Genomic DNA, 19355 nt, shown 5'->3' with positions numbered 1-19355 from the left:
CCTGAACAGGATGTCCTCTTGACGCTGCCCCGCAAGCCTGAGCATGTATGTCCCGACATTATACCGTGGCTAGGGGCTGTATCGCCAGTCCGAAATGCCCAAGCCGAGACAAGTGCCCAAATGCTGCTGCTGATCGACAACTACGACTCGTTTACCTACAATCTGGTACACTATTTAGGCGAACTTGGCGCCGAAATGGTCATTCGGCGAAATGACGCTCTGGACGTGCAAGAAGCCATGGCGATGAACCCCGCGGGGATCCTTCTTAGCCCAGGTCCGTGCGATCCCGATCAGGCCGGTATTTGTCTGGCGCTGACAGAAGCGGCAGCCGAAACAAAGACACCACTTCTGGGGGTCTGTCTTGGTCATCAGACGATTGGACAGGTGTTTGGCGGCAACGTTGTCCGCTGCCATGAGATTGTACACGGCAAGATGGGAATGATGCACCACACCGGTAAAGGCGTGTTCGCTGGCCTGCCCACCCCGTTCGAGGCGACCCGCTATCATTCGCTGATCGTGGATCGGGACAAGTTGCCAGACAGCCTTGAGATCACGGCAGAACTGGAAGACGGCACCATCATGGGCCTGCAACACAAAGAATTGCCCATTCACGGCGTCCAGTTCCACCCGGAATCAATCGCCTCTGAGCATGGCCACGCTCTGCTCAAGAATTTCCTGTCCGAGATGAAAGTACCTGCATGAGCGACGCTCTGAAGCCATTGATCGGAGCCGCAGCCGATCGACCTTTAACGCGTGCCGAGGCTGAACAGGCGTTCGGCATCCTGTTCGACGGCGAAGCCACACCCAGCCAGATCGGCGGCCTGCTAATGGCGATGCGCACACGCGGTGAAACGGTAGACGAATACGCCGCTGCCGCCGCTGTGATGCGTGCGAAGTGCAATGCGGTCAAAGCACCGGCAGGTGCGATGGATATCGTTGGCACTGGCGGCGACGGCAAAGGCACACTGAACATTTCCACCGCCACAGCATTTGTTGTCGCCGGGGCTGGCGTCACTGTCGCCAAACACGGCAACCGAAACCTGAGTTCTAAATCAGGTGCCGCAGATGCGTTGGGTCAGCTAGGCATCAACGTTATGGTTGGCCCGCAAACCGTTGAAAAGGCTCTGCAAGAGGTCGGCATTGGATTCATGATGGCGCCCATGCACCATCCTGCTATTGCGCATGTAATGCCCAGCCGGCAAGAGCTTGGGACGCGTACGATTTTCAATATCCTTGGCCCATTGACCAACCCCGCTGGTGTTCGGCGTCAACTGACCGGTGCGTTCAGTCGCGACCTGATCCGGCCAATGGCGGAAACGCTGGGACTGCTGGGCGCTGAACACGCCTGGTTGGTACACGGATCGGATGGTACGGATGAGTTGACGATCACCGGCGTAAGCTGGGTCGCCGCGCTGGAAGATGGCGTTGTGAAAGTGGTCGAGCTGCATCCCGAAGACGCAGGGCTGCCGGTCCACCCGTTCGAGGATATCATCGGCGGAACGCCCGAGGAAAACGCCGTGGCCTTCCGCGCCTTGTTGGACGGCGCGCCATCGGCCTACCGCGACGCTGTTCTGTTGAATTCCGCTGCGGCCCTTGTGGTTGCTGGCTCTGCTGATGACTTGAAAGACGGTGCTGCCAAGGCGCGGGAAAGCATCGACAGCGGAAAAGCTAAAGACAAAATCGCGGCCCTGGCCCGAATTACGCAGGAGGCCGCATGACCGAGACGGTTCTGGACAAGATCAAAGCCTATAAACTTGAAGAAGTTGCGGCAGACAAAGCGCAGAAGTCGCTGGAAACGCTTGAAAACGAGGCTCGTAACGCGCCCGAGGTTCGCGGTTTTGCCTATGCGCTTCGAACAGCGGCGCGTCGGGGTTACGGCCTGATTGCCGAGATCAAGAAAGCCAGCCCGTCCAAGGGTCTGATCCGCCCGGATTTCGATCCACCCGCTCTGGCCAAAGCCTATGAGGAAGGCGGCGCTGCGTGTTTATCGGTGCTGACCGACACGCCGAGTTTTCAGGGTGCAAAAGAGTACCTGACCGAAGCCCGCGCTGCCACCGAGCTTCCGGCGCTGCGCAAGGATTTCATGTACGACCCCTATCAAGTGGTCGAAGCGCGTGCTTTGGGCGCAGATTGCATTCTGATCATCATGGCATCGGTCGACGACGCGCAAGCCGCCGAACTGGAGCAGACGGCATTCGACTGGGGTATGGATGTCCTGATCGAAGTTCACGACCAGGAAGAGTTGGAACGTGCAGCCGAGCTAAAAAGCTCACTGATTGGGATAAATAATCGTAATCTCAAGACCTTCGAGACATCTCTTGATACTACCCGGCACCTGTCGAAGCTGGTGCCAGCGGGCCGGATGATCGTCTGCGAAAGCGGTCTGAGCACGCCTGAAGATCTGGCCGATATCGCTCGCTACGGCGCGCGCAGCTTCCTGATCGGTGAAAGCCTGATGCGTCAGGACGACGTGGCAGCAGCCACCCGCCACCTTCTCGCAAGCCCTCTGATCCCCGGAGTCATGTGATGCCCTTGACCCATTTTGATGCTCAGGGACAGGCCCATATGGTCGATGTCTCGGATAAGGAAGTCACCGACCGTGTCGCCGTGGCGGCTGGCCACATCAAAATGGCGCAGGACACCTTTGATCTGATTTCCGAAGGCCGCGCTAAGAAAGGTGATGTTCTGGGCGTGGCACGTCTTGCGGGCATCATGGGCGCAAAGAAAACGCCTGATCTGATCCCTTTGTGTCACCCGCTGCCAGTCACCAAGGTCGCTGTCGAGCTGACGCTGGATCCGGACTTGCCCGGTGTGCAGGTACAGGCCACGGTCAAAACCTCAGGCCAGACTGGGGTCGAGATGGAGGCGCTGACCGCCGTTTCTACGGCTGCCTTGACGGTCTATGACATGACCAAGGCTGTGGACAAAGCCATGGAAATCGGCGACATCCGTGTATTGCTGAAAGACGGCGGGAAATCAGGGCGTTACGAGGCGAAATGATCACTGTCGAAGAGGCTCGCGCACTGCTGTTTGATCTGGTCTCGCCACTGACAAGCGAGACCGTTGCTTTGTCGGACGCGGCGGGCCGTATTCTCGCACAAGATGTCGAGGCCACCCGCGACCAGCCGCCATTTGAAGCGTCCTCGATGGACGGCTACGCGCTGAAATCGACCGAGGTCGAGCTGCACGCCATGTTCAAGGTCATCGGCGAGTCGGCAGCCGGCAACCGCTACACCGGTTGCGTCGGGCCCGGACAGGCGGTGCGCATATTCACTGGTGCCCCGGTTCCCGAAGGTGCTGATTTCGTTGTCATACAAGAAGATACCGAACGTCGCGGCGACCTGATCACAATCTCGGACCTGCCCGGCCCAAAAACGAATATCAGACCTGCGGGCGTCGATTTCAAAGCAGGAACAAAGATCTCGGCCCCCCGTCGTTTGCGCGCAGAAGACATCGCGCTGATGGCGGCGATGAATGTTGCGACCGCTCCAGTGACTCGAAAGCCTGTTGTCGCTCTGATCTCCACCGGTGATGAGCTGGTAATGCCGGGTGAAACCCCCGGCCCCGATCAGATCATCGCATCCAATACGTTTGGCTTGAAAGCACTGTTAGAGGACGTTGGCGCGCACGTCCGCATCCTTCCGGTCGCGCGCGATACGCTCTCATCGCTTGAAACAGCCTTCGGACTGGCCGAAGGAGCAGATCTGGTTGTGACCATCGGCGGCGCATCGGTTGGAGACTACGATCTGGTGTCAGATGTCTCAACCGGGCTGGGAATGGAGCAATCTTTCTACAAGATCCGAATGCGCCCCGGCAAACCCCTGATGGCGGGTCGATTGGGACAAACGGCAATGGTCGGCTTGCCCGGAAATCCTGTCAGTGCAATGGTTTGTGGCTATCTCTTCCTGTTGCCAATGGTGCGTCGGATGTTGGGTGTCGAACAGGTTCTGCCCCCATTGCGAACCGCAAGGCTTGCTGAACCGCTCGGCGAAAACGGTCCGCGTGAGCATTACATGCGGGCTATGCTGGATGAAACCGGCATTCGCGCATGTTCCGATCAGGACAGTTCACTGCTCAGCGTTTTGGCGCAGGCAAATGCTCTGTTGGTGCGGACTCCGCATGACCCCGCCCGACCTGCCGGGGATGAGGTTCATTACCTGCCGATCTAAATCCCGCTCAAATCCGTTGACACAAAACGTGAACATGCGTAGAACAAAAGAAAACGCATGACCGATGAGGTGTGAGCAATGTTGACCAAGAAGCAGTTGGATTTGTTGGAATTCATTCACAAACGCGTTCAGGCGGACGGTGTTCCGCCCAGTTTCGATGAAATGAAGGCCGCGTTGGACCTCAGGTCCAAATCCGGCATCCACAGATTGATTACGGCACTAGAGGAACGCGGGTTCATTCGGCGTCTGGCGCATCGTGCGCGGGCGATTGAAATCGTCAAACTGCCGGAAAGCCTGGGTGGAGAACCCACAGTGGCCTTCAAGCCGCGTGTGATCGAAGGCGACAAGCCTTCCGGTCCCCGCCCCGCGAACTTTGAGCCGGTGACCGTCGATGCGATGGAATTGCCAGTGATGGGCCGCATCGCCGCCGGTGTTCCAATCGAAGCGATCAGCCACGTCTCGCACCGCGTCGCGGTACCCGGAACAATGGTTTCCGGAAAAGGAGAGCACTACGCGCTGGAAGTGCGTGGCGACTCGATGATCGACGCGGGTATCAACGATGGCGACGTGGTGGTAATCCGGGAAACCTCGGTTGCCGACAACGGCGATATCGTTGTTGCTCTTGTCGAAGATCAGGAAGCCACCTTGAAGCGGTTCTTCCGCCGCGGGCAGGCGATTGCGCTTGAGGCCGCGAACCCCGCCTATGAAACCCGCGTTCTGCCGGAAGATAAGGTCAAGGTGCAGGGTCGTCTGGTTGGACTGATCCGCAGCTACTAAAACTGCTTGGTATCCCGGTTCCCGGATGTGTTCGGGGACCAGAGCCTGTCGCCCATCACCTCTTTAGACGTTGTGATCTTGCCGCCCGACAGGGACAGGCTTCCCGTTTCCAGCAGCCGTTTCGGATCAAAGACTTCACAGCCACCGGACAGTTGCAGCGCCACGGCAGAAATCACGATCTGATCGGCATTGCAGGCACTGATCCCGCGCGCCGCGCGTTTGCCTGTAACGTGCAACACCTCTTTGCCCTGCCAGTCATACCGTTGAATGGTGCCGGAATCATGCGGCCAACGGCTGGCCGCATGCAGCTGATCTGCCCCGTCCCCATCATTTTCCAGCCAGACGGTTGCGACAAACCCGCTTCCCTTTTTCTTACTCAAGGCGCGTCCTTGTTCGGTCATCACGCCAACAAGACCACCACTATCCGCAACCAGTATTTCAGGGCGATTTCCCTGCCCCCATAATATCAACGCCACGGCCATTGGTGCCACCCCAACCCATTTGGCCCGTCCTTGCCACAGCGCAAGCCACAGGCCGCCAAGCGCAATTAGCGGCAGGACAGGGTGCGGCGGGCTGACAACATATCCTTGCGCGCCGTCAAATCCCGATACCCATTGCGAAACCGCAAGAATCCACTCTAAACCCAGCCCCATCACTGCCAGCGGCACCATCTCAAGACCGAATGGCGACAGCAGTGCTGCCACCACGGCCGAGGGGACGACAACCATGCCCATGACCGGCACCGAAAGCATGTTGGCCAGAAGGCCATAGTGAGACAATGTGTTGAAATGCGCCGCACCAATTGGCGCGGTTGCAAACCCCGCGATAGCCGAGGACATCAGCAGGCCCGCAACAGGTTTCAGCCACTTTGGCCCCGGCATCGGTCCAATGTCACGCAACGCTCCGAACACTGCCACAAGCGCTGTCGTTGCGGCAAACGACATTTGAAACCCCGGTCTAAGCAAGGATTCGGGACGCAGAATGAGTACAATAAGTGCGGCGACCGCAACGGCCCGTAGGGAAATCGCGCGTCTGTCGATCAGTATGGCCATCAACATGACACACGCCATGACAAAGGCGCGTTCCGTGGCGACGTTTCCACCAGACAGCAACAAGTAAATCGTGGCCGCGACCATCGCACATACAGCCGCCATTTTGCGCACAGGCAATCTGAGGGCCAGCGCAGGAATGGACGAGAACAAAAGCCTGCACATCAAGTAGACGAACCCGGTCAGCAAGCCCATGTGGAGACCCGAAATCGCCAACAGATGCGCCAGGTTGGATGCGCGCAGTGACTTTAGCGTTTCTTGCCCCATACCGCTGCGATCACCCGTTGTGACGGCGGCCGCAAACCCGCCGATCTCACCCGGCAGGATCGTGCGGACATGGTGGGAAATCGCCATTCGCCATGCTATAATGCGGATGCCTTCGGGCTGCGGGGGCGCAGCGATCAGCACCGGGACGCGGGTGTATCCCACGGCCCCCAGCCGTTGAAACCACGCGTGTCGCCGAAAATCGAACCCTCCCGGTTCCACCGGGCCTTGCGGGGGCGACAAATGGGCAGTGGTCATGATCCTTTGGCCGGGCACAAGCGACCGTACGCCTCCGTGCAAGGAAAGCCGGACGCGCTGCGGCCGCCGGTCACCGGGCACATCCCCTATACGCACCCGATCCAGCGTAATCCGCAGCGCATCCGACGCAGAGCGATCCATGGCTACGACCCGCCCCTCGACCGGGCCGTAATAACGCCATGACAGGACCGGCTCTGCCACCGTATGAGCGCGCGCACCTGCCAGGATGAACCCGGCAGCGATCAGCGCCCCCCCTGTTGTCAACGTAGCCCAGCCAGACGGCAGCCTGCGCGCCACGCCCAGGCAAATGGCAATCACGGCCACGAGGCTTGCGTAGACCATCCACCCCGGTTCAAACCGCAAGCTGAAATACAGACCAATACCGACTGCCAGACTCACCGGAGACCATTGAAACAAATACCCTGTCTGGTTCAGTATTGCGGTCTCGACCCGTGCCAGAACACGCATGGTTGCCCCCGTCCTTCCGGCTCGTTAGACAGGCCCCAATCTATGCCCGACACGGTTACCAAAAGGTTAATCCACACAATGTCCGATCAGGTCGTCACTCGTTTCGCTCCGTCCCCAACCGGCTTTTTGCATATCGGAGGGGCACGTACCGCACTGTTCAACTGGCTTTATGCACGTGGACGTGGTGGCAAGTTCCTGTTGCGGATCGAAGACACCGACCGCGAGCGTTCTACCCCGGAAGCAACGGCTGCGATCCTGCAAGGCATGGAGTGGCTGGGGCTGGATCACGACGGCGATGTGATCAGCCAGTTCGACGGTGCCGCACGTCACGCAGAGGTGGCACATCAGTTGCTGGCCGAGGGCAAGGCGTACAAGTGCTTTTCAACTCAGGACGAGATTACTGCTTTCCGCGAACAAGCGCGGGCCGAAGGGAAGTCGACCCAGTTCCGGAGCCCATGGCGGGATGCAGACGAGTCCTCTTATCCAGACTCCCCATTCGCGATCCGCATCAAAGCGCCTCAGGATGGTACAACCGTGATCCGCGATCAGGTTCAGGGCGACGTCACCATTCGCCGTGATCAACTGGACGACATGATCCTGCTGCGGTCGGACGGCACTCCGGTCTACATGCTTGCAGTTGTGGTCGACGATCACGACATGGGCGTGACCCATGTAATCCGTGGCGACGACCACCTGAACAACGCCGCGCGGCAGATGATGATTTATGAGGCTATGGGCTGGGACGTTCCTGTCTGGGCGCATATCCCCCTGATCCACGGGCCGGATGGTAAAAAGCTGTCCAAACGCCACGGTGCTTTGGGCGCGCAGGAATATCAGGCCATGGGCTATCCAGCCGCAGGTATGCGCAACTATTTGGCGCGTCTGGGTTGGAGCCACGGTGATGATGAGTTCTTTACGGACGCGCAGGCCAAAGAGTGGTTCGATCTTGACGGAATCGGCAAAAGCCCTGCCCGTTTCGACCTGAAAAAACTGGAAAATCTGTGCGGGCAGCATATCGCCATCGCGGATGATGCTGCATTGCGGCAAGAGATCGAAGCCTATCTGGCAGCGGCAAATTTACCTAACCTCACGGAAACACAATCCGGTGATCTGGAACGTGCGATGTATTGCCTCAAGGATCGCGCGCGGATGTTCCCAGAACTTCTTGAAAAAGCTCACTTTGTGTTGACATCTCGGCCAATTGACCCCGATGAAAAGGCTGCAAAAGCGCTGGCCTCAGTATCCGATGGTATACTGAGTGAATTGACGCCGCACGTGCAAAATGCTAGCTGGACGCGAAACGAACTGGAGCAAACCCTAAATTCGTTTGCAGAAGCGAAAGAGGTTAAGTTCGGCAAACTGGCGGGCCCGTTGCGGGCCGTGTTGGCAGGTCGGGCAGTGACGCCTTCAGTTTTTGACATGATGCTTGTGCTGGGGAAGGAAGAAACCCTGGCCCGGCTTTCTGACGCAGCGACGTAAACCCAATCTTCATATTTGGGTAACGCTGCTCCGCTAACACCCGGACTGCGCGCCCGCGCGCAGCCGTTGCCCGCAAGGTCGGACAGCGATTCGACATGCGTAAGAATGAGGAAGGGACACTATGACCGACAGCAATAAAACAGCCACTCTGACAGTCCATGGTGAAACGTACGAGTTGCCGGTTCATTCTCCGACCGCTGGACCTGACGTCATCGACATCCGTAAACTGTACAGCGATGCCGGAGTGTTCACCTACGACCCCGGTTTTACGTCGACCGCAAGCTGTGACAGCACCATTACCTATATTGACGGCGAAAAAGGCGAGCTGCTGCACCGTGGCTATCCGATCGACCAGCTGGCCGGAAAATCGCATTTCCTAGAAGTTTGCTATCTGCTGCTGTACGGAGAGCTGCCGCAAGCCAAAGATCTAGAGCAGTTCGAAACCACCATCACGCGCCACACCATGCTGCACGAACAGATGCAGTACTTCTATCGCGGCTTCCGTCGGGATGCGCATCCGATGGCGATTATGGTGGGTGTCGTAGGCGCAATGTCGGCGTTCTATCACGACTCAACCGACGTATCTGATCCGCATCAGCGCGAGGTCGCTTCGCACCGTCTGATCGCCAAGATGCCGACGATCGCCGCATGGGCCTATAAGTATCACATCGGCCAGCCCTTCGTTTATCCGCGCAACGATCTGGACTACGCGTCCAACTTCCTACGCATGTGCTTTGCCGTTCCCGCTGAAGAATATGAGGTGAACCCGATCCTCAGCCGCGCGATGGACCGGATTCTGACGCTGCACGCAGATCACGAGCAGAATGCGTCGACCTCGACCGTGCGTCTGGCGTCATCCTCGGGCGCAAACCCGTTTGCGTGTATCGCGGCGGGTGTGGCTTGCCTTTGGGGCCCTGCCCATGGTGGCGCAAACCAGGCCTGTTTGGAGATGTTGGAGGAGATCGGTTCCGTCGATCGTATTCCGGAATACATCGACCGTGCCAAGGACAAGAACGACCCGTTCCGCCTGATGGGCTTTGGCCACCGCGTCTACAAGAACTTCGACCCGCGCGCGACTGTAATGAAGCAATCAGCCGACGAAGTGCTGGAACTGCTTGGCGTCGACAACAATCCGAAGCTGCAGGTTGCCAAGGCACTAGAAAAGCAAGCACTGGAAGATCCGTATTTCGCCGAGAAGAAACTGTTCCCGAATGTGGACTTTTACTCGGGCATCATCCTCGAGGCGATGGGTTTCCCCACCTCAATGTTCACGCCGATCTTCGCGCTGTCGCGCACCGTTGGCTGGGTCAGCCAATGGAAAGAGATGATCGCAGATCCACAGAACAAAATCGGTCGTCCGCGTCAGCTGTATCTGGGCGAAACGACCCGCGATTATGTGGACATCGAAAACCGCTGATAGCCGGTTACAATTTCGAAACGCCTCGGACCCGTGTCCGGGGCGTTTTTTTTGTTTTAGAATAGTGTCAGTTGATCCCCGGCCTGCGCGGGCCTGGAAAACAGATCACATCGTAGCGGCGGTGTTTTTGTGGCCAGCCCCAAACGTTTGACCGCGAGCTTGAAGCGCTTGGCCACCAGCCCGGCATACTCACCCTCCCCCCGCATGCGGTGCCCCCAACGCGGGTCATAGTCACGACCACCGTGCATTTCGCGCAGTTTGGACATGACCTTTTCAGCTCGCGCCAGCTCATGCTGATGCAGCCAGGATTGCCACAGCTCAGAGACTTCGCGCGGAAGGCGCAGCATGATCCAGGTTGCGGAATCAGCGCCCGCGTCTTGCCCGGCTTCCAGCATGGATTCCAATTCGTGATCCGTCAGACCCGGTATCAAAGGCGATGTCATGACGCGTACCGGCACTCCTGCATCGGTCAACCGTCGGATCGTCGCCAGCCGTCTTACAGGGGATGGCGCGCGTGGTTCCATCCGTCGAGACAAGCCTGGGTCCAAAGTTGTCAACGAAATGCCGACCCGAACCAATCCAAGTTGCGCCATGGGGGTAAGGATATCCAAGTCCCGCTCGATCATCGCACCTTTGGTCACGATTGCGACCGGGTGCTGGAACTCTTGCAAGACCTGCAGGCAAGCCCGTGTGATTTGGTGGTATTTTTCGATCGGCTGATACGGGTCGGTGTTTGTTCCCATCGCAATGGTCGCCACTTTGTACCGAGCTGAGGACAGTTCTTTCCTAAGGACCTCTGCCGCGTTTGGCCGTGCAATCAGCCGGGTTTCAAAATCCAATCCCGGCGACAATCCCAGATAGGCATGTGTCGGGCGGGCAAAACAGTACACGCACCCATGCTCGCACCCGCGATACGGGTTAATCGAGCGGTCGAACGGCAGATCGGGCGATCGGTTGTAGTTGACCACACTGCGCGCTACCTCTTCTCGGACCTCGGTTCTGAGCTGGGGAAGTTCTTCTTCCATCTCCCAGCCATCGTCACAGGCCTCGGTCACAAAGCGTTCGAATCTGCCTGATTCATTGCTGGCCACGCCGCGGGCCTTTATGTTGAGTGCAGGCATATTTGTTCCTGTTATGTTCTCACCCAGAAATCAATAGACCCTGAATCGCCATGCAACAAGGAAAACTGCGCGAACCGCCCTCTTCGCGCCCGATCCTGGACGCCCGGTTTTTCCCCGGTTGTGAACAGATTGCAGGATGTTGTTGCAGATAATTCCATCGTGATCGCAAACAATTTGACGTATAGGTCGGTCCCGGAACTGCCAAGGTCGCAATCGTAACAGTCTAACTGCGACGAAATGGCCAAAACGGAAAAAATGCCACCACGGGCCGATGGCCCGCCCAGCACAGGGAAATGCCCCATGTCCGATGAAGAAGACATCGTCCTGTCCGAACTCAACGACGACGAACTTGTTGAGCAGATGTTCGACGATCTTTATGACGGCCTGAAAGAAGAGATCGAAGAAGGTGTGAACATCCTGCTTGAACGCGGATGGACACCATATGACATCCTGACCAAAGCATTGGTCGGTGGCATGACCATCGTGGGCCACGATTTCCGCGACGGCATCCTGTTCGTGCCCGAGGTTTTGCTGGCGGCCAACGCGATGAAAGGTGGGATGACGATCCTCAAGCCGCTGCTGGCCGAAACCGGCGCGCCGCGTGTCGGCAAGATGGTGATCGGGACCGTTAAAGGCGACATCCATGATATCGGCAAAAACCTGGTGTCGATGATGATGGAAGGGGCCGGTTTTGAGGTCGTGGATATTGGCATCAACAACCCGGTCGAAAACTATCTGGAAGCTTTGGATTCCGAACAGCCAGACATTCTAGGCATGTCGGCCCTGCTGACCACAACGATGCCCTACATGAAAGTGGTCATCGACACGCTGATCGAACAGGGACGGCGTGAAGATTACATCGTACTGGTTGGCGGTGCCCCTCTGAACGAGGAATTCGGCAAGGCCATCGGCGCAGACGCCTATTGCCGTGACGCGGCAGTAGCGGTTGAAACTGCCAAAGAGTTTGTATCCCGCAAACACAACCAACTGGCCAGCTAATCCAAGTAACACGGAAATGATCAAGGCCGCCCTTTCCGGGGCGGCCCTTTTGGCTTCAACTGCTTGATAAGCAGTACAGGTTTTATTACCTGTCAATTGTGATAGTGCGAATCTGTTGTGACGCACGTGTTGTTAACGAGTACATATAGGGTGCGTTATGCCTACGACGTTTAATGCTATTTTTCTTGGCCAACTTAGTATTATTGACCCCACTGAGGGCAACAATACAGCAGAAAACGCAGACGCCCTTGTCGAACAAACTTTTGGCGGAGCTGGCGATCCCCTTCTAAACAACGCGGTTGAATGGAGCCCTGTCGGAAATCCGGGCCAAACCTACCAAAATGATGGGACTGTCGACCTCGATGATTTCACAAACGACGGTCAACAAACTGAATTTGACGCGGCCGTCGAATATAATGCCACGATCACATATGTCGACGGAAAACAGCCAACATAACCGCTGTCATTGCCCAAGATGCATTCGGCAACACCTTTCTGGTGCCTGAATTTTCAAACAATTCGGATCAGGCCGCGTTGGAAGACCAAGGTATTAGATCTCTTACTTTGAACAGCGTCAGAACCGATGACGCGTCGGGACTAAACTCGAACCGGCAGGAATGGGACATCGCCAGATGTTTCACGACAGGCACTCTGATCAAGACCTATCGTGGGCTGGTCAAGGTCGAGAATCTGCGCGTGGGCGACAGGATTCCGACGCTGGATCATGGGTTGCAAACGCTGCGCTGGGTCGGGTCGCAAACCGCGCGCGCCTCGGGGGTGTTTACGCCTGTGTTGATCAAGGCAGGTGCGCTTGGCAATGATCGCGATCTCTTAGTCTCGCAACAGCACAGGATGCTGGTCAGCGACTGGCGGGTCGAGTTGCATACAGGCCACGCCGAGGCGTTGGCGCCTGCCAAGCACTTGATAAACGGCCGCGATATCGTGATGAAGCCCGGCGGTCTTGTGACCTATTATCACCTGATGTTCGATCAGCACGAACTGATCTGGGGCGAACACTGCCTGAGCGAGAGCTTTCACCCCGGAATCCAGGCGTGGAACAGTTTTGAGGATGAAACACAGCAAGAGATCCTGTCGCTGTTTCCGGAACTGGCCAATCACTGGATCTCTGCTTATGGTCCCCCTGCCCGCCCATCGCTTCAATCTTTTGAAACGCGTGCGTCGGTGGCCTGACACGGGATGTCGGATGCGGGCTTGCCTTGATCCGGCATTCATTCTTTGATGCTGCAATCCTTCAGGAAATTTACCATGCAGCAGAACAACACACCGGATGACGCAAGCCTGACGACAAAAGGCTATACCGAAGACACTCGGCAAGGCGGCATACTGCTGTTGGCATGCGGTGCGCTGGCGCGCGAAATCCTGCATCTGAAAAAGCGCAACGGTTGGGATCATATGACCCTGACTTGCCTGCCCGCCATACTGCATGTCCACCCTGAACGGATTACGCAGGCCGTCGAAGAAGCGGCTGCCAAGCATCGCGGTAACTTTGACCAGATCTTCGTCGTCTATGCCGATTGTGGCACCGGAGGCTTATTGCAGAAAGCCTGCAAAGAGATGGGCATCGAGATGATCAAAGGTCCGCACTGCTATTCCTTTTTCGAAGGAAATCAAGCCTTTGAAGACCATAATGATGATGAAACGACGGCCTTCTACCTGACGGATTTTCTGGCCCGTCAGTTTGACGCCTTTGTGTGGAAACCGCTGGGTCTGGACCGTCACCCCCAGTTGCGGGACATGTATTTCGGGAACTATACCAAGCTTGTGTATCAAGCCCAGACAGACGACCCGGACCTAACGGCCCGCGCACGGGAATGCGCCGAACGGATGGGTTTGACGTTTGAACGGCGCTTCACCGGCTATGGCGATCTTGAAACAACTCTGACCGAGTGGGCCACCCGCATGCCGACCGCCTGATCGTCAGGCGTTCTCTTGCGCGACTTCGCGGATACGCTCGATCATCGACCGCAAACCATTTGACCGCTGTGCGGACAGGTGATCGTTCAGCCCAAGACGCGCCAACTCACCCCCGGCATCGACCTTTGGGACTTCGCCAACAGGCAGGCCATTATACAAAGACCGCAACACCGCGATCAGCCCGCGCACGATCAGCGCGTCGCTATCACCGTCGAACCGGAAAACACCGCCGTCGACCACGGGGTGCAGCCACACCTGACTGGCGCAGCCATGCACCTTGGTGGCCGGCACTTTGAGCGCGTCATCCAGCGGCTCCATCGCCTTGCCCTGATCAATAACGTGGCGATACCGGTCTTCCCAGTCATCCAGAAACTCAAAATCCTCGACGATTTCCTCAAAGGCGGGCGTTGCCATTTCGCAGCGGTCCTTTTTGTTGCGATCACATTTGTGACCTATGCCTCTGTTGGGCACCTGTCCAGCCCCGGCGTGGGTTTTCAATCTTTGGAATTTACGATAACCCATTGTTAAAATACTTCTCTGGGCTTTGGGACCATGAAAAAATCAACACCTCTTCTATTGGTCAGCACTCTGGCACTGGCGGCCTGCAGCGGCTGGAGCGAGTCGCGCGTGAACCCGACCAATTGGTTCGGGTCCAGTACACCCGCCCCTACTGAAGTATCCGTAAACGAAGCTGATGCTCTGGTGCCCGAAGGGCGCGACGGCCCAGGTCTGTTTTCGCGACCTGAAAAGGAAGTGATCGGCTTTGCCATAACCAAGGTAGATGAGCTACGCATCGACCCCACGTCTACCGGGGCAATCATCTATGTCAAAGGTACGGCCTCAAGACAGGGAGCCTACAATGCGCGCCTTGTCCGCGTGGAAAGCGAAGAGAACGAAAAAAACGGCATTCTGGAATACACGTTTGAAGTCAGCTACCCAAGCTACGCGACCAATCTGGGCTCCGAAAGATCGCGTGAGGTCAATGATGCCACAACGGTTGGCCGAGACGAACTGAGAAACATCCGTCTGGTTCGCGTTCGCGGCGAACAGAACACATTGGAATCCCGGCGGCGCTAACCGCCGCTAAAGCGACACGACTTGTACGGATTGCCCCTTGGCGGCCAGAGCTATCTTGCCGTCACACAGTTTCAGGGCATCCTCGCCAAACACCTCAAATCGCCAGCCTGACATTGAAGGCAACTTGCGCTCACCCGCAGCCAACTGGTCCAGTTCGGAACTTGTTGCGATCAGCTTGGCCGCCACGCCCGAGCTTTCGGTTTTGGACTTGAGCAACACGCGCAGCAAATCGGCGAGCGCCGGATTGATCTTTAGCTTGTCACGGCTGTTATCTACGCGCGGCATTTGATCGGCAGGGCAATTTACCCCGCGTTTCACCGCCGCCAGAATACCATCGGCAATCGCGCCTTTGCGCGCCTCGCGCAGCAGCAGGCGAGAACCACCAAGGTCCGACGGAGATTTGGGCTTGGTCGAGGCAAGCTCGATCAAGGCGTCATCCTTGAACACCCGGCTGCGCGGAACATTGTTTTCCTGCGCATAAGCTTCGCGAAACTGCGCCAGCTCGCGCACGACGGCCAGGAACTTGGCCGAATTCGTGCGGGTTTTCACCCGCTTCCATGCATCTTCGGGACGGATATTGTAGGTTCCGGGCTGGGTCAGGGTGCGCAACTCTTCGGATACCCAATGGCTGCGCTGCGACTTGTTCAACTGGGCCGCAAGATATTCGTAGATCTGCCGCAAATGCGTGACATCTGCCAAGGCATAAGTCTTTTGCGCATCTGTCAGTGGCCGACGTGACCAATCGGTAAAGCGCGAGGTTTTGTCGACGCCTTCCTTGCAGATTTTGCGCACCAAGGTCTCGTAGCCCACCTGCTCGCCAAAGCCGCAGACCATCGCGGCGACCTGGGTGTCGAACAGAGGTTGCGGGAACACGGACGCCTCGACCCAGAAAATCTCAAGATCCTGCCGCGCGGCGTGAAACACTTTGACCACGCTTTCATCGCGAAACAGGTCATAAAGCGGGTCCAGAGACAGGCCATCAGCCAATGGATCCACCAGAACGGCACTGCCTTCATCATCAGATGGAACCGCAAGCTGCACCAAACAGAGTTTTGAATAGTAAGTCCGTTCGCGCAGAAACTCGGTATCTACGGTGACATAGTCATATTCCGCCGCGGCCTTGCAGAAATCGGCCAGCTCTTGCGTCGTCGTCAGGGTTTTCATGCGCGGTGCTGTTCTTGCTCTTGTTCTGTGCGGCCGATTATCAGTTTTATTCCGTACCCAGCCGTATTGCGGACCATAGGATGAATTTGACGCGGGTGTAAATCATCCTGAGACGTTCAGGGCAGCAACACCGGAGTCCGATCCCCACTGGCGTAACGGCGCAACACTGTAGGGTAGAGTTTGTGTTCCCATACCAGCACCCGGGCGGCCAATGCCTCGGACGTATCACCCGGTTCAATATCCACTCGCGCTTGCCCAAGGATCGGACCGTCATCCAAGGCTGCGGTGACTTCGTGGACCGAACATCCATGTTCAGCATCCCCGGCTTCAATAGCGCGCGCGTGGGTATTGAGACCCTTGTATTTCGGCAGAAGCGAAGGGTGGATATTCAGCATCCGCCCCTGAAAACGCGAAACGAAATCGCCCGTCAGAACACGCATGAACCCTGCAAGGCAAACGATATCGGGTTGCGCCTCTTCCAGCGGCTTCAGCAACTCGGCCTCAAACGCGGCGCGGTCGCCCTTGAACGGGCGGTGATCCACCGACGCGGTTGGAATGCCGCGCTCTGCCGCCTTTGTCAGCCCACCCGCGTTCGCATCATTGGACAGAACAAGACAAGGCCGCGCAGGGTGATCGCCGGTCATGCTGTCGACCAGCGACACCATGTTCGAGCCCCCGCCCGAGATCAGAATAGCGACGCGCTTGTGGTTCACAACAGGGTGCCCGAATAGACCATGCCCGCTGTCCCGGTCACAGTGCCAATCCGCGCAACCGTTTCGCCCGCGTCGGCCAGCAACGCCGCCAGATCATCTGCGCGATCCGCGTCACACGCGACGATCATGCCAATGCCGCAGTTGAATGTTTTCAGCATCTCGGCCTCAACGATTCCACCGGTTTCCGCCATCCAGCGAAATACAGGCGGCAAGTCCCATGCATTCAGGTCAATCTCGGCACCCAGCCCCTCGGGCAACACGCGCGGCAGGTTTTCGGTCAGGCCACCGCCAGTGATATGGGCCAGTGCATGAATGCCCCCTGCCCGGATCGCCTGCAGCGCAGGTTTCACGTACAGACGCGTTGGGGTCAGCAGCGCCTCGCCCAGAGAGCCGTCGCTGAACGGTGACGCGGCTTCCCAGTCCAGGCCCGAAATTTCGACCAGTTTGCGCACCAGCGAGTAGCCGTTGGAATGGACACCGTTCGACGCCAGCCCCAAAAGCACGTCGCCTTCCTGAACGCCGGCCGGCAGATGCGCACCACGCTCCATCGCACCGACCGAGAACCCGGCCAGATCGAAATCGCCATCGGGGTACATGCCGGGCATTTCCGCGGTTTCACCGCCGATCAAAGCGCATCCGGATTGGACACAGCCTTCAGCAATGCCTTCGATAATCCGCGCAGCTGTTTCGGTATCCAGTTTTCCGGTCGCAAAGTAATCCAGGAAAAACAGCGGCTCAGCACCCTGACAGATCAGGTCATTGACGCACATGGCCACAAGGTCGATGCCCACACCGTCGACAACACCGGTATCAATGGCGATGCGCAGCTTGGTGCCCACTCCGTCAGTGGCCCCAACCAGAATCGGGTCCTGGTACCCGGCGGCCTTCAAATCAAACAGAGCGCCAAATCCGCCCAGCCCGCTCATCACGCCCGAGCGGTTAGTGCGTTTTGCGGCCGGCTTGATCCGGTCGACAAGGGCATTCCCCGCATCAATATCAACGCCTGCATCGGCATAGGTGATTCCGTTCTTGCCCGTGGTCATGGCCAGCCCCTTATGAATGGTTCCCGCGCGGGTTATTCGATTGTGCGACTTGTTGCAACGGTCAGGCTTGACGCGGCTGTTCACCATGGTACTCAAAGCGCTCAGGCGGGCCTGTAGCTCAATTGGTTAGAGCAGAGCGCTCATAACGCTTTGGTTGCGGGTTCAAGTCCTGCCGGGCCTACCACCGTCTACTTTTTCATTGTTATCAGTTAAAGATTCTTGCCAGGCCAGCGGTGCATGGTGTTTCTACTGTCCTGCTCAAACATAAGATGCATTCTTCTAAATCTGCAGGATTGCCCAGTAACTCTGAACCTTATTCAAACCCCTAGAGTTCGGAGTCCCCGCTCAAGCGGAAGTGCCATTTGGTACATTCAAGAGAAATGACACATCCGCATACTATACTTTTGGATATATCACCTATTCGAATGGGTTTTTGGCTATCCCATTTTCATTTAGTGAAACTTTTAAATTCATGTTTTTATGATCTTGCACGTCCCATACATGTGCATCCCAGCCTCCGATCAGCACCCAGTAGGAGGAAATTAACCAGCTTCGCGACCCTTCCGCTCACTCGGACCGCGAAGCTGGTTTTTTTGTGCCGTTTTTAGTTTAAAAAAAAAGAGCTTTCAAAGACAAAGCGCACCGGCAGAACCTCCAATTGAAGATTACCTTGGAGGTTCTCCGAAGTATCCACCAAAGTATCCGACCATCGCACCCAAAACACCAACTACGATGACAATCGAGATCAATGCGCCACTGCTTTTTGAGTAATATCCAAGCGTCACGAGCCCGACGACAAATATACCAACCAAGAAATACAATACAGTGTTGTCCATACCTAAACCTATGCCGCAAAAGACGTTCTGTAACGTTACGATAGAAATGCGCCTCAAGTCTAATGGGGGAGTTATACCCCATTAGACACCAAGGTAGCCACTCGTTCCCGCTCTAAAAAACCCGCGTTGTTCGGAGAGAAACCGTTACAAACAACGCGGGAGCAGTTGGGGTAGTGAAGGCGATACGGAGCGGGTCAAGAATTGGACCAAAAAACCCCGGGTAAAGCCGTTCGGTCTAATATGAGGCGGTAACTTTACGCTTCAGGATCAATCCCTTCAGCCTTTTGGAAAACTGCCAAGGTGACAAACAACCCGCCGATCAGCAGCAAATGGCCCAATGCGGTTACACCGAAAACAAAATAGCTACCAACCATCAGCGAGAAAATTGCGCTCCACATCCATGCCAACATCTGCATCAGCATGTGTGCTGTGGATAGAGAGTATTTTTTTAGTGGGTTTTTCGTTTCATCCATTACCGATACCCACGATGATTTCACGTCGAAACTATTGGTCATGACTTCCTCCCATTCTAAAGGTTGTACGGGGTGATCGGTGCTTTAGACCAAATAAAAAATGCGCGCCGCTT

Annotated in this window: 21 protein-coding genes and 1 tRNA gene; 14 read left to right on the top strand and 8 right to left on the bottom strand. The window is 56.8% G+C overall.

From position 1 onward, the window contains the following. Positions 1-120 precede the first annotated feature (120 nt). From DHN12_RS01015 to lexA, 6 genes are all read left to right on the top strand, one after another. Positions 121-702: an aminodeoxychorismate/anthranilate synthase component II gene (locus DHN12_RS01015; protein ID WP_108858515.1), complete on the top strand. Its 582-nt coding sequence runs from the start codon at positions 121-123 to the stop codon at positions 700-702. After that, positions 699-1718: an anthranilate phosphoribosyltransferase gene (gene trpD, locus DHN12_RS01010; protein ID WP_108858514.1), complete on the top strand. Its 1020-nt coding sequence runs from the start codon at positions 699-701 to the stop codon at positions 1716-1718. Before DHN12_RS01015 ends, trpD begins: the two co-directional genes overlap by 4 nt. Beyond that, entirely contained in the window at positions 1715-2527 is an 813-nt protein-coding gene (trpC, locus tag DHN12_RS01005; RefSeq protein WP_108858513.1) for an indole-3-glycerol phosphate synthase TrpC, read from the top strand. The genes trpD and trpC overlap by 4 nt, the downstream gene beginning before the upstream one ends. Next, positions 2527-3000, top strand: a complete 474-nt coding sequence (gene moaC / locus DHN12_RS01000; protein ID WP_108858512.1) for a cyclic pyranopterin monophosphate synthase MoaC — start codon at positions 2527-2529, stop codon at positions 2998-3000. The genes trpC and moaC overlap by 1 nt, the downstream gene beginning before the upstream one ends. Continuing rightward, positions 2997-4169 (top strand): gephyrin-like molybdotransferase Glp, encoded by a 1173-nt coding sequence (gene glp, locus DHN12_RS00995; RefSeq protein ID WP_108858511.1) that lies wholly within the window; start codon positions 2997-2999, stop codon positions 4167-4169. The genes moaC and glp overlap by 4 nt, the downstream gene beginning before the upstream one ends. Before the next feature lie 78 nt (positions 4170-4247). Next, entirely contained in the window at positions 4248-4946 is a 699-nt protein-coding gene (gene lexA / locus DHN12_RS00990) for a transcriptional repressor LexA (protein WP_058271750.1), read from the top strand. Here the strand turns inward: lexA and DHN12_RS00985 are convergent. Next, complete coding sequence (locus DHN12_RS00985) at positions 4943-6985, bottom strand: ComEC/Rec2 family competence protein (protein WP_108858510.1); 2043 nt, start codon at positions 6983-6985, stop codon at positions 4943-4945. The two genes, lexA and DHN12_RS00985, sit on opposite strands and share 4 nt — an antisense overlap. 78 nt (positions 6986-7063) lie before the next feature. On the opposite strand from DHN12_RS00985, the gene gltX reads away from it, so the two are divergent. Further along, positions 7064-8464, top strand: a complete 1401-nt coding sequence (gltX, locus tag DHN12_RS00980; protein ID WP_108858509.1) for a glutamate--tRNA ligase — start codon at positions 7064-7066, stop codon at positions 8462-8464. 121 nt (positions 8465-8585) lie between these two features. Continuing rightward, positions 8586-9881, top strand: a complete 1296-nt coding sequence (gene gltA / locus DHN12_RS00975; protein ID WP_108858508.1) for a citrate synthase — start codon at positions 8586-8588, stop codon at positions 9879-9881. A 56-nt stretch (positions 9882-9937) separates the two neighbouring features. Here gltA and DHN12_RS00970 read toward each other — a convergent pair whose 3' ends face one another. Further along, positions 9938-11002 (bottom strand): PA0069 family radical SAM protein, encoded by a 1065-nt coding sequence (locus DHN12_RS00970; protein WP_108858507.1) that lies wholly within the window; start codon positions 11000-11002, stop codon positions 9938-9940. Between the two features lie 300 nt (positions 11003-11302). On the opposite strand from DHN12_RS00970, the gene DHN12_RS00960 reads away from it, so the two are divergent. The 4 genes from DHN12_RS00960 to DHN12_RS00950 all read left to right on the top strand — a co-directional run bounded on the left by DHN12_RS00960 (position 11303) and on the right by DHN12_RS00950 (position 13936). Continuing rightward, positions 11303-12001, top strand: a complete 699-nt coding sequence (locus DHN12_RS00960; RefSeq protein ID WP_108858505.1) for a B12-binding domain-containing protein — start codon at positions 11303-11305, stop codon at positions 11999-12001. A gap of 157 nt (positions 12002-12158) precedes the next feature. Then, on the top strand, positions 12159-12458 hold the full coding sequence (locus tag DHN12_RS24725) for a hypothetical protein (protein ID WP_234416521.1): 300 nt from the start codon (positions 12159-12161) through the stop codon (positions 12456-12458). 41 nt (positions 12459-12499) lie between these two features. Next, positions 12500-13192, top strand: coding sequence for a Hint domain-containing protein (locus DHN12_RS00955; RefSeq protein WP_234416520.1), 693 nt, complete (start codon positions 12500-12502; stop codon positions 13190-13192). A gap of 75 nt (positions 13193-13267) precedes the next feature. Beyond that, on the top strand, positions 13268-13936 hold the full coding sequence (locus DHN12_RS00950) for a DUF1638 domain-containing protein (RefSeq protein WP_108858504.1): 669 nt from the start codon (positions 13268-13270) through the stop codon (positions 13934-13936). A gap of 3 nt (positions 13937-13939) precedes the next feature. Here DHN12_RS00950 and DHN12_RS00945 read toward each other — a convergent pair whose 3' ends face one another. Next, positions 13940-14350, bottom strand: a complete 411-nt coding sequence (locus DHN12_RS00945; RefSeq protein WP_108859060.1) for a SufE family protein — start codon at positions 14348-14350, stop codon at positions 13940-13942. Between the two features lie 138 nt (positions 14351-14488). Here DHN12_RS00945 and DHN12_RS00940 point away from each other — a divergent pair, with 138 nt between their 5' ends. After that, positions 14489-15013 (top strand): hypothetical protein, encoded by a 525-nt coding sequence (locus tag DHN12_RS00940; protein ID WP_108858503.1) that lies wholly within the window; start codon positions 14489-14491, stop codon positions 15011-15013. A gap of 6 nt (positions 15014-15019) precedes the next feature. Here DHN12_RS00940 and rnd read toward each other — a convergent pair whose 3' ends face one another. From rnd to purM, 3 genes are all read right to left on the bottom strand, one after another. Continuing rightward, entirely contained in the window at positions 15020-16177 is a 1158-nt protein-coding gene (rnd, locus tag DHN12_RS00935) for a ribonuclease D (protein ID WP_108858502.1), read from the bottom strand. 116 nt (positions 16178-16293) lie between these two features. Continuing rightward, positions 16294-16890, bottom strand: coding sequence for a phosphoribosylglycinamide formyltransferase (gene purN, locus DHN12_RS00930; RefSeq protein WP_108858501.1), 597 nt, complete (start codon positions 16888-16890; stop codon positions 16294-16296). After that, positions 16887-17933, bottom strand: coding sequence for a phosphoribosylformylglycinamidine cyclo-ligase (gene purM / locus DHN12_RS00925; RefSeq protein ID WP_108859059.1), 1047 nt, complete (start codon positions 17931-17933; stop codon positions 16887-16889). Before purM ends, purN begins: the two co-directional genes overlap by 4 nt. A 107-nt stretch (positions 17934-18040) precedes the next feature. On the opposite strand from purM, the gene DHN12_RS00920 reads away from it, so the two are divergent. Then, positions 18041-18117: transfer RNA gene (locus DHN12_RS00920), tRNA-Ile, on the top strand. 481 nt (positions 18118-18598) lie between these two features. On the opposite strand, the gene DHN12_RS24325 is transcribed toward DHN12_RS00920, so the two are convergent. Further along, positions 18599-18769: a hypothetical protein gene (locus tag DHN12_RS24325; protein WP_159089940.1), complete on the bottom strand. Its 171-nt coding sequence runs from the start codon at positions 18767-18769 to the stop codon at positions 18599-18601. A 254-nt stretch (positions 18770-19023) separates the two neighbouring features. Beyond that, complete coding sequence (locus tag DHN12_RS00915; protein ID WP_108858500.1) at positions 19024-19284, bottom strand: hypothetical protein; 261 nt, start codon at positions 19282-19284, stop codon at positions 19024-19026. Positions 19285-19355: the final 71 nt, after the last annotated feature.

This window comes from Ruegeria sp. Alg231-54, assembly GCF_900143525.1.
Taxonomy (GTDB): Bacteria; Pseudomonadota; Alphaproteobacteria; order Rhodobacterales; family Rhodobacteraceae; genus Ruegeria.
Note: the sequence above shows the minus strand (reverse complement) of the source record. Positions and strands in the feature narration are given on the sequence as shown.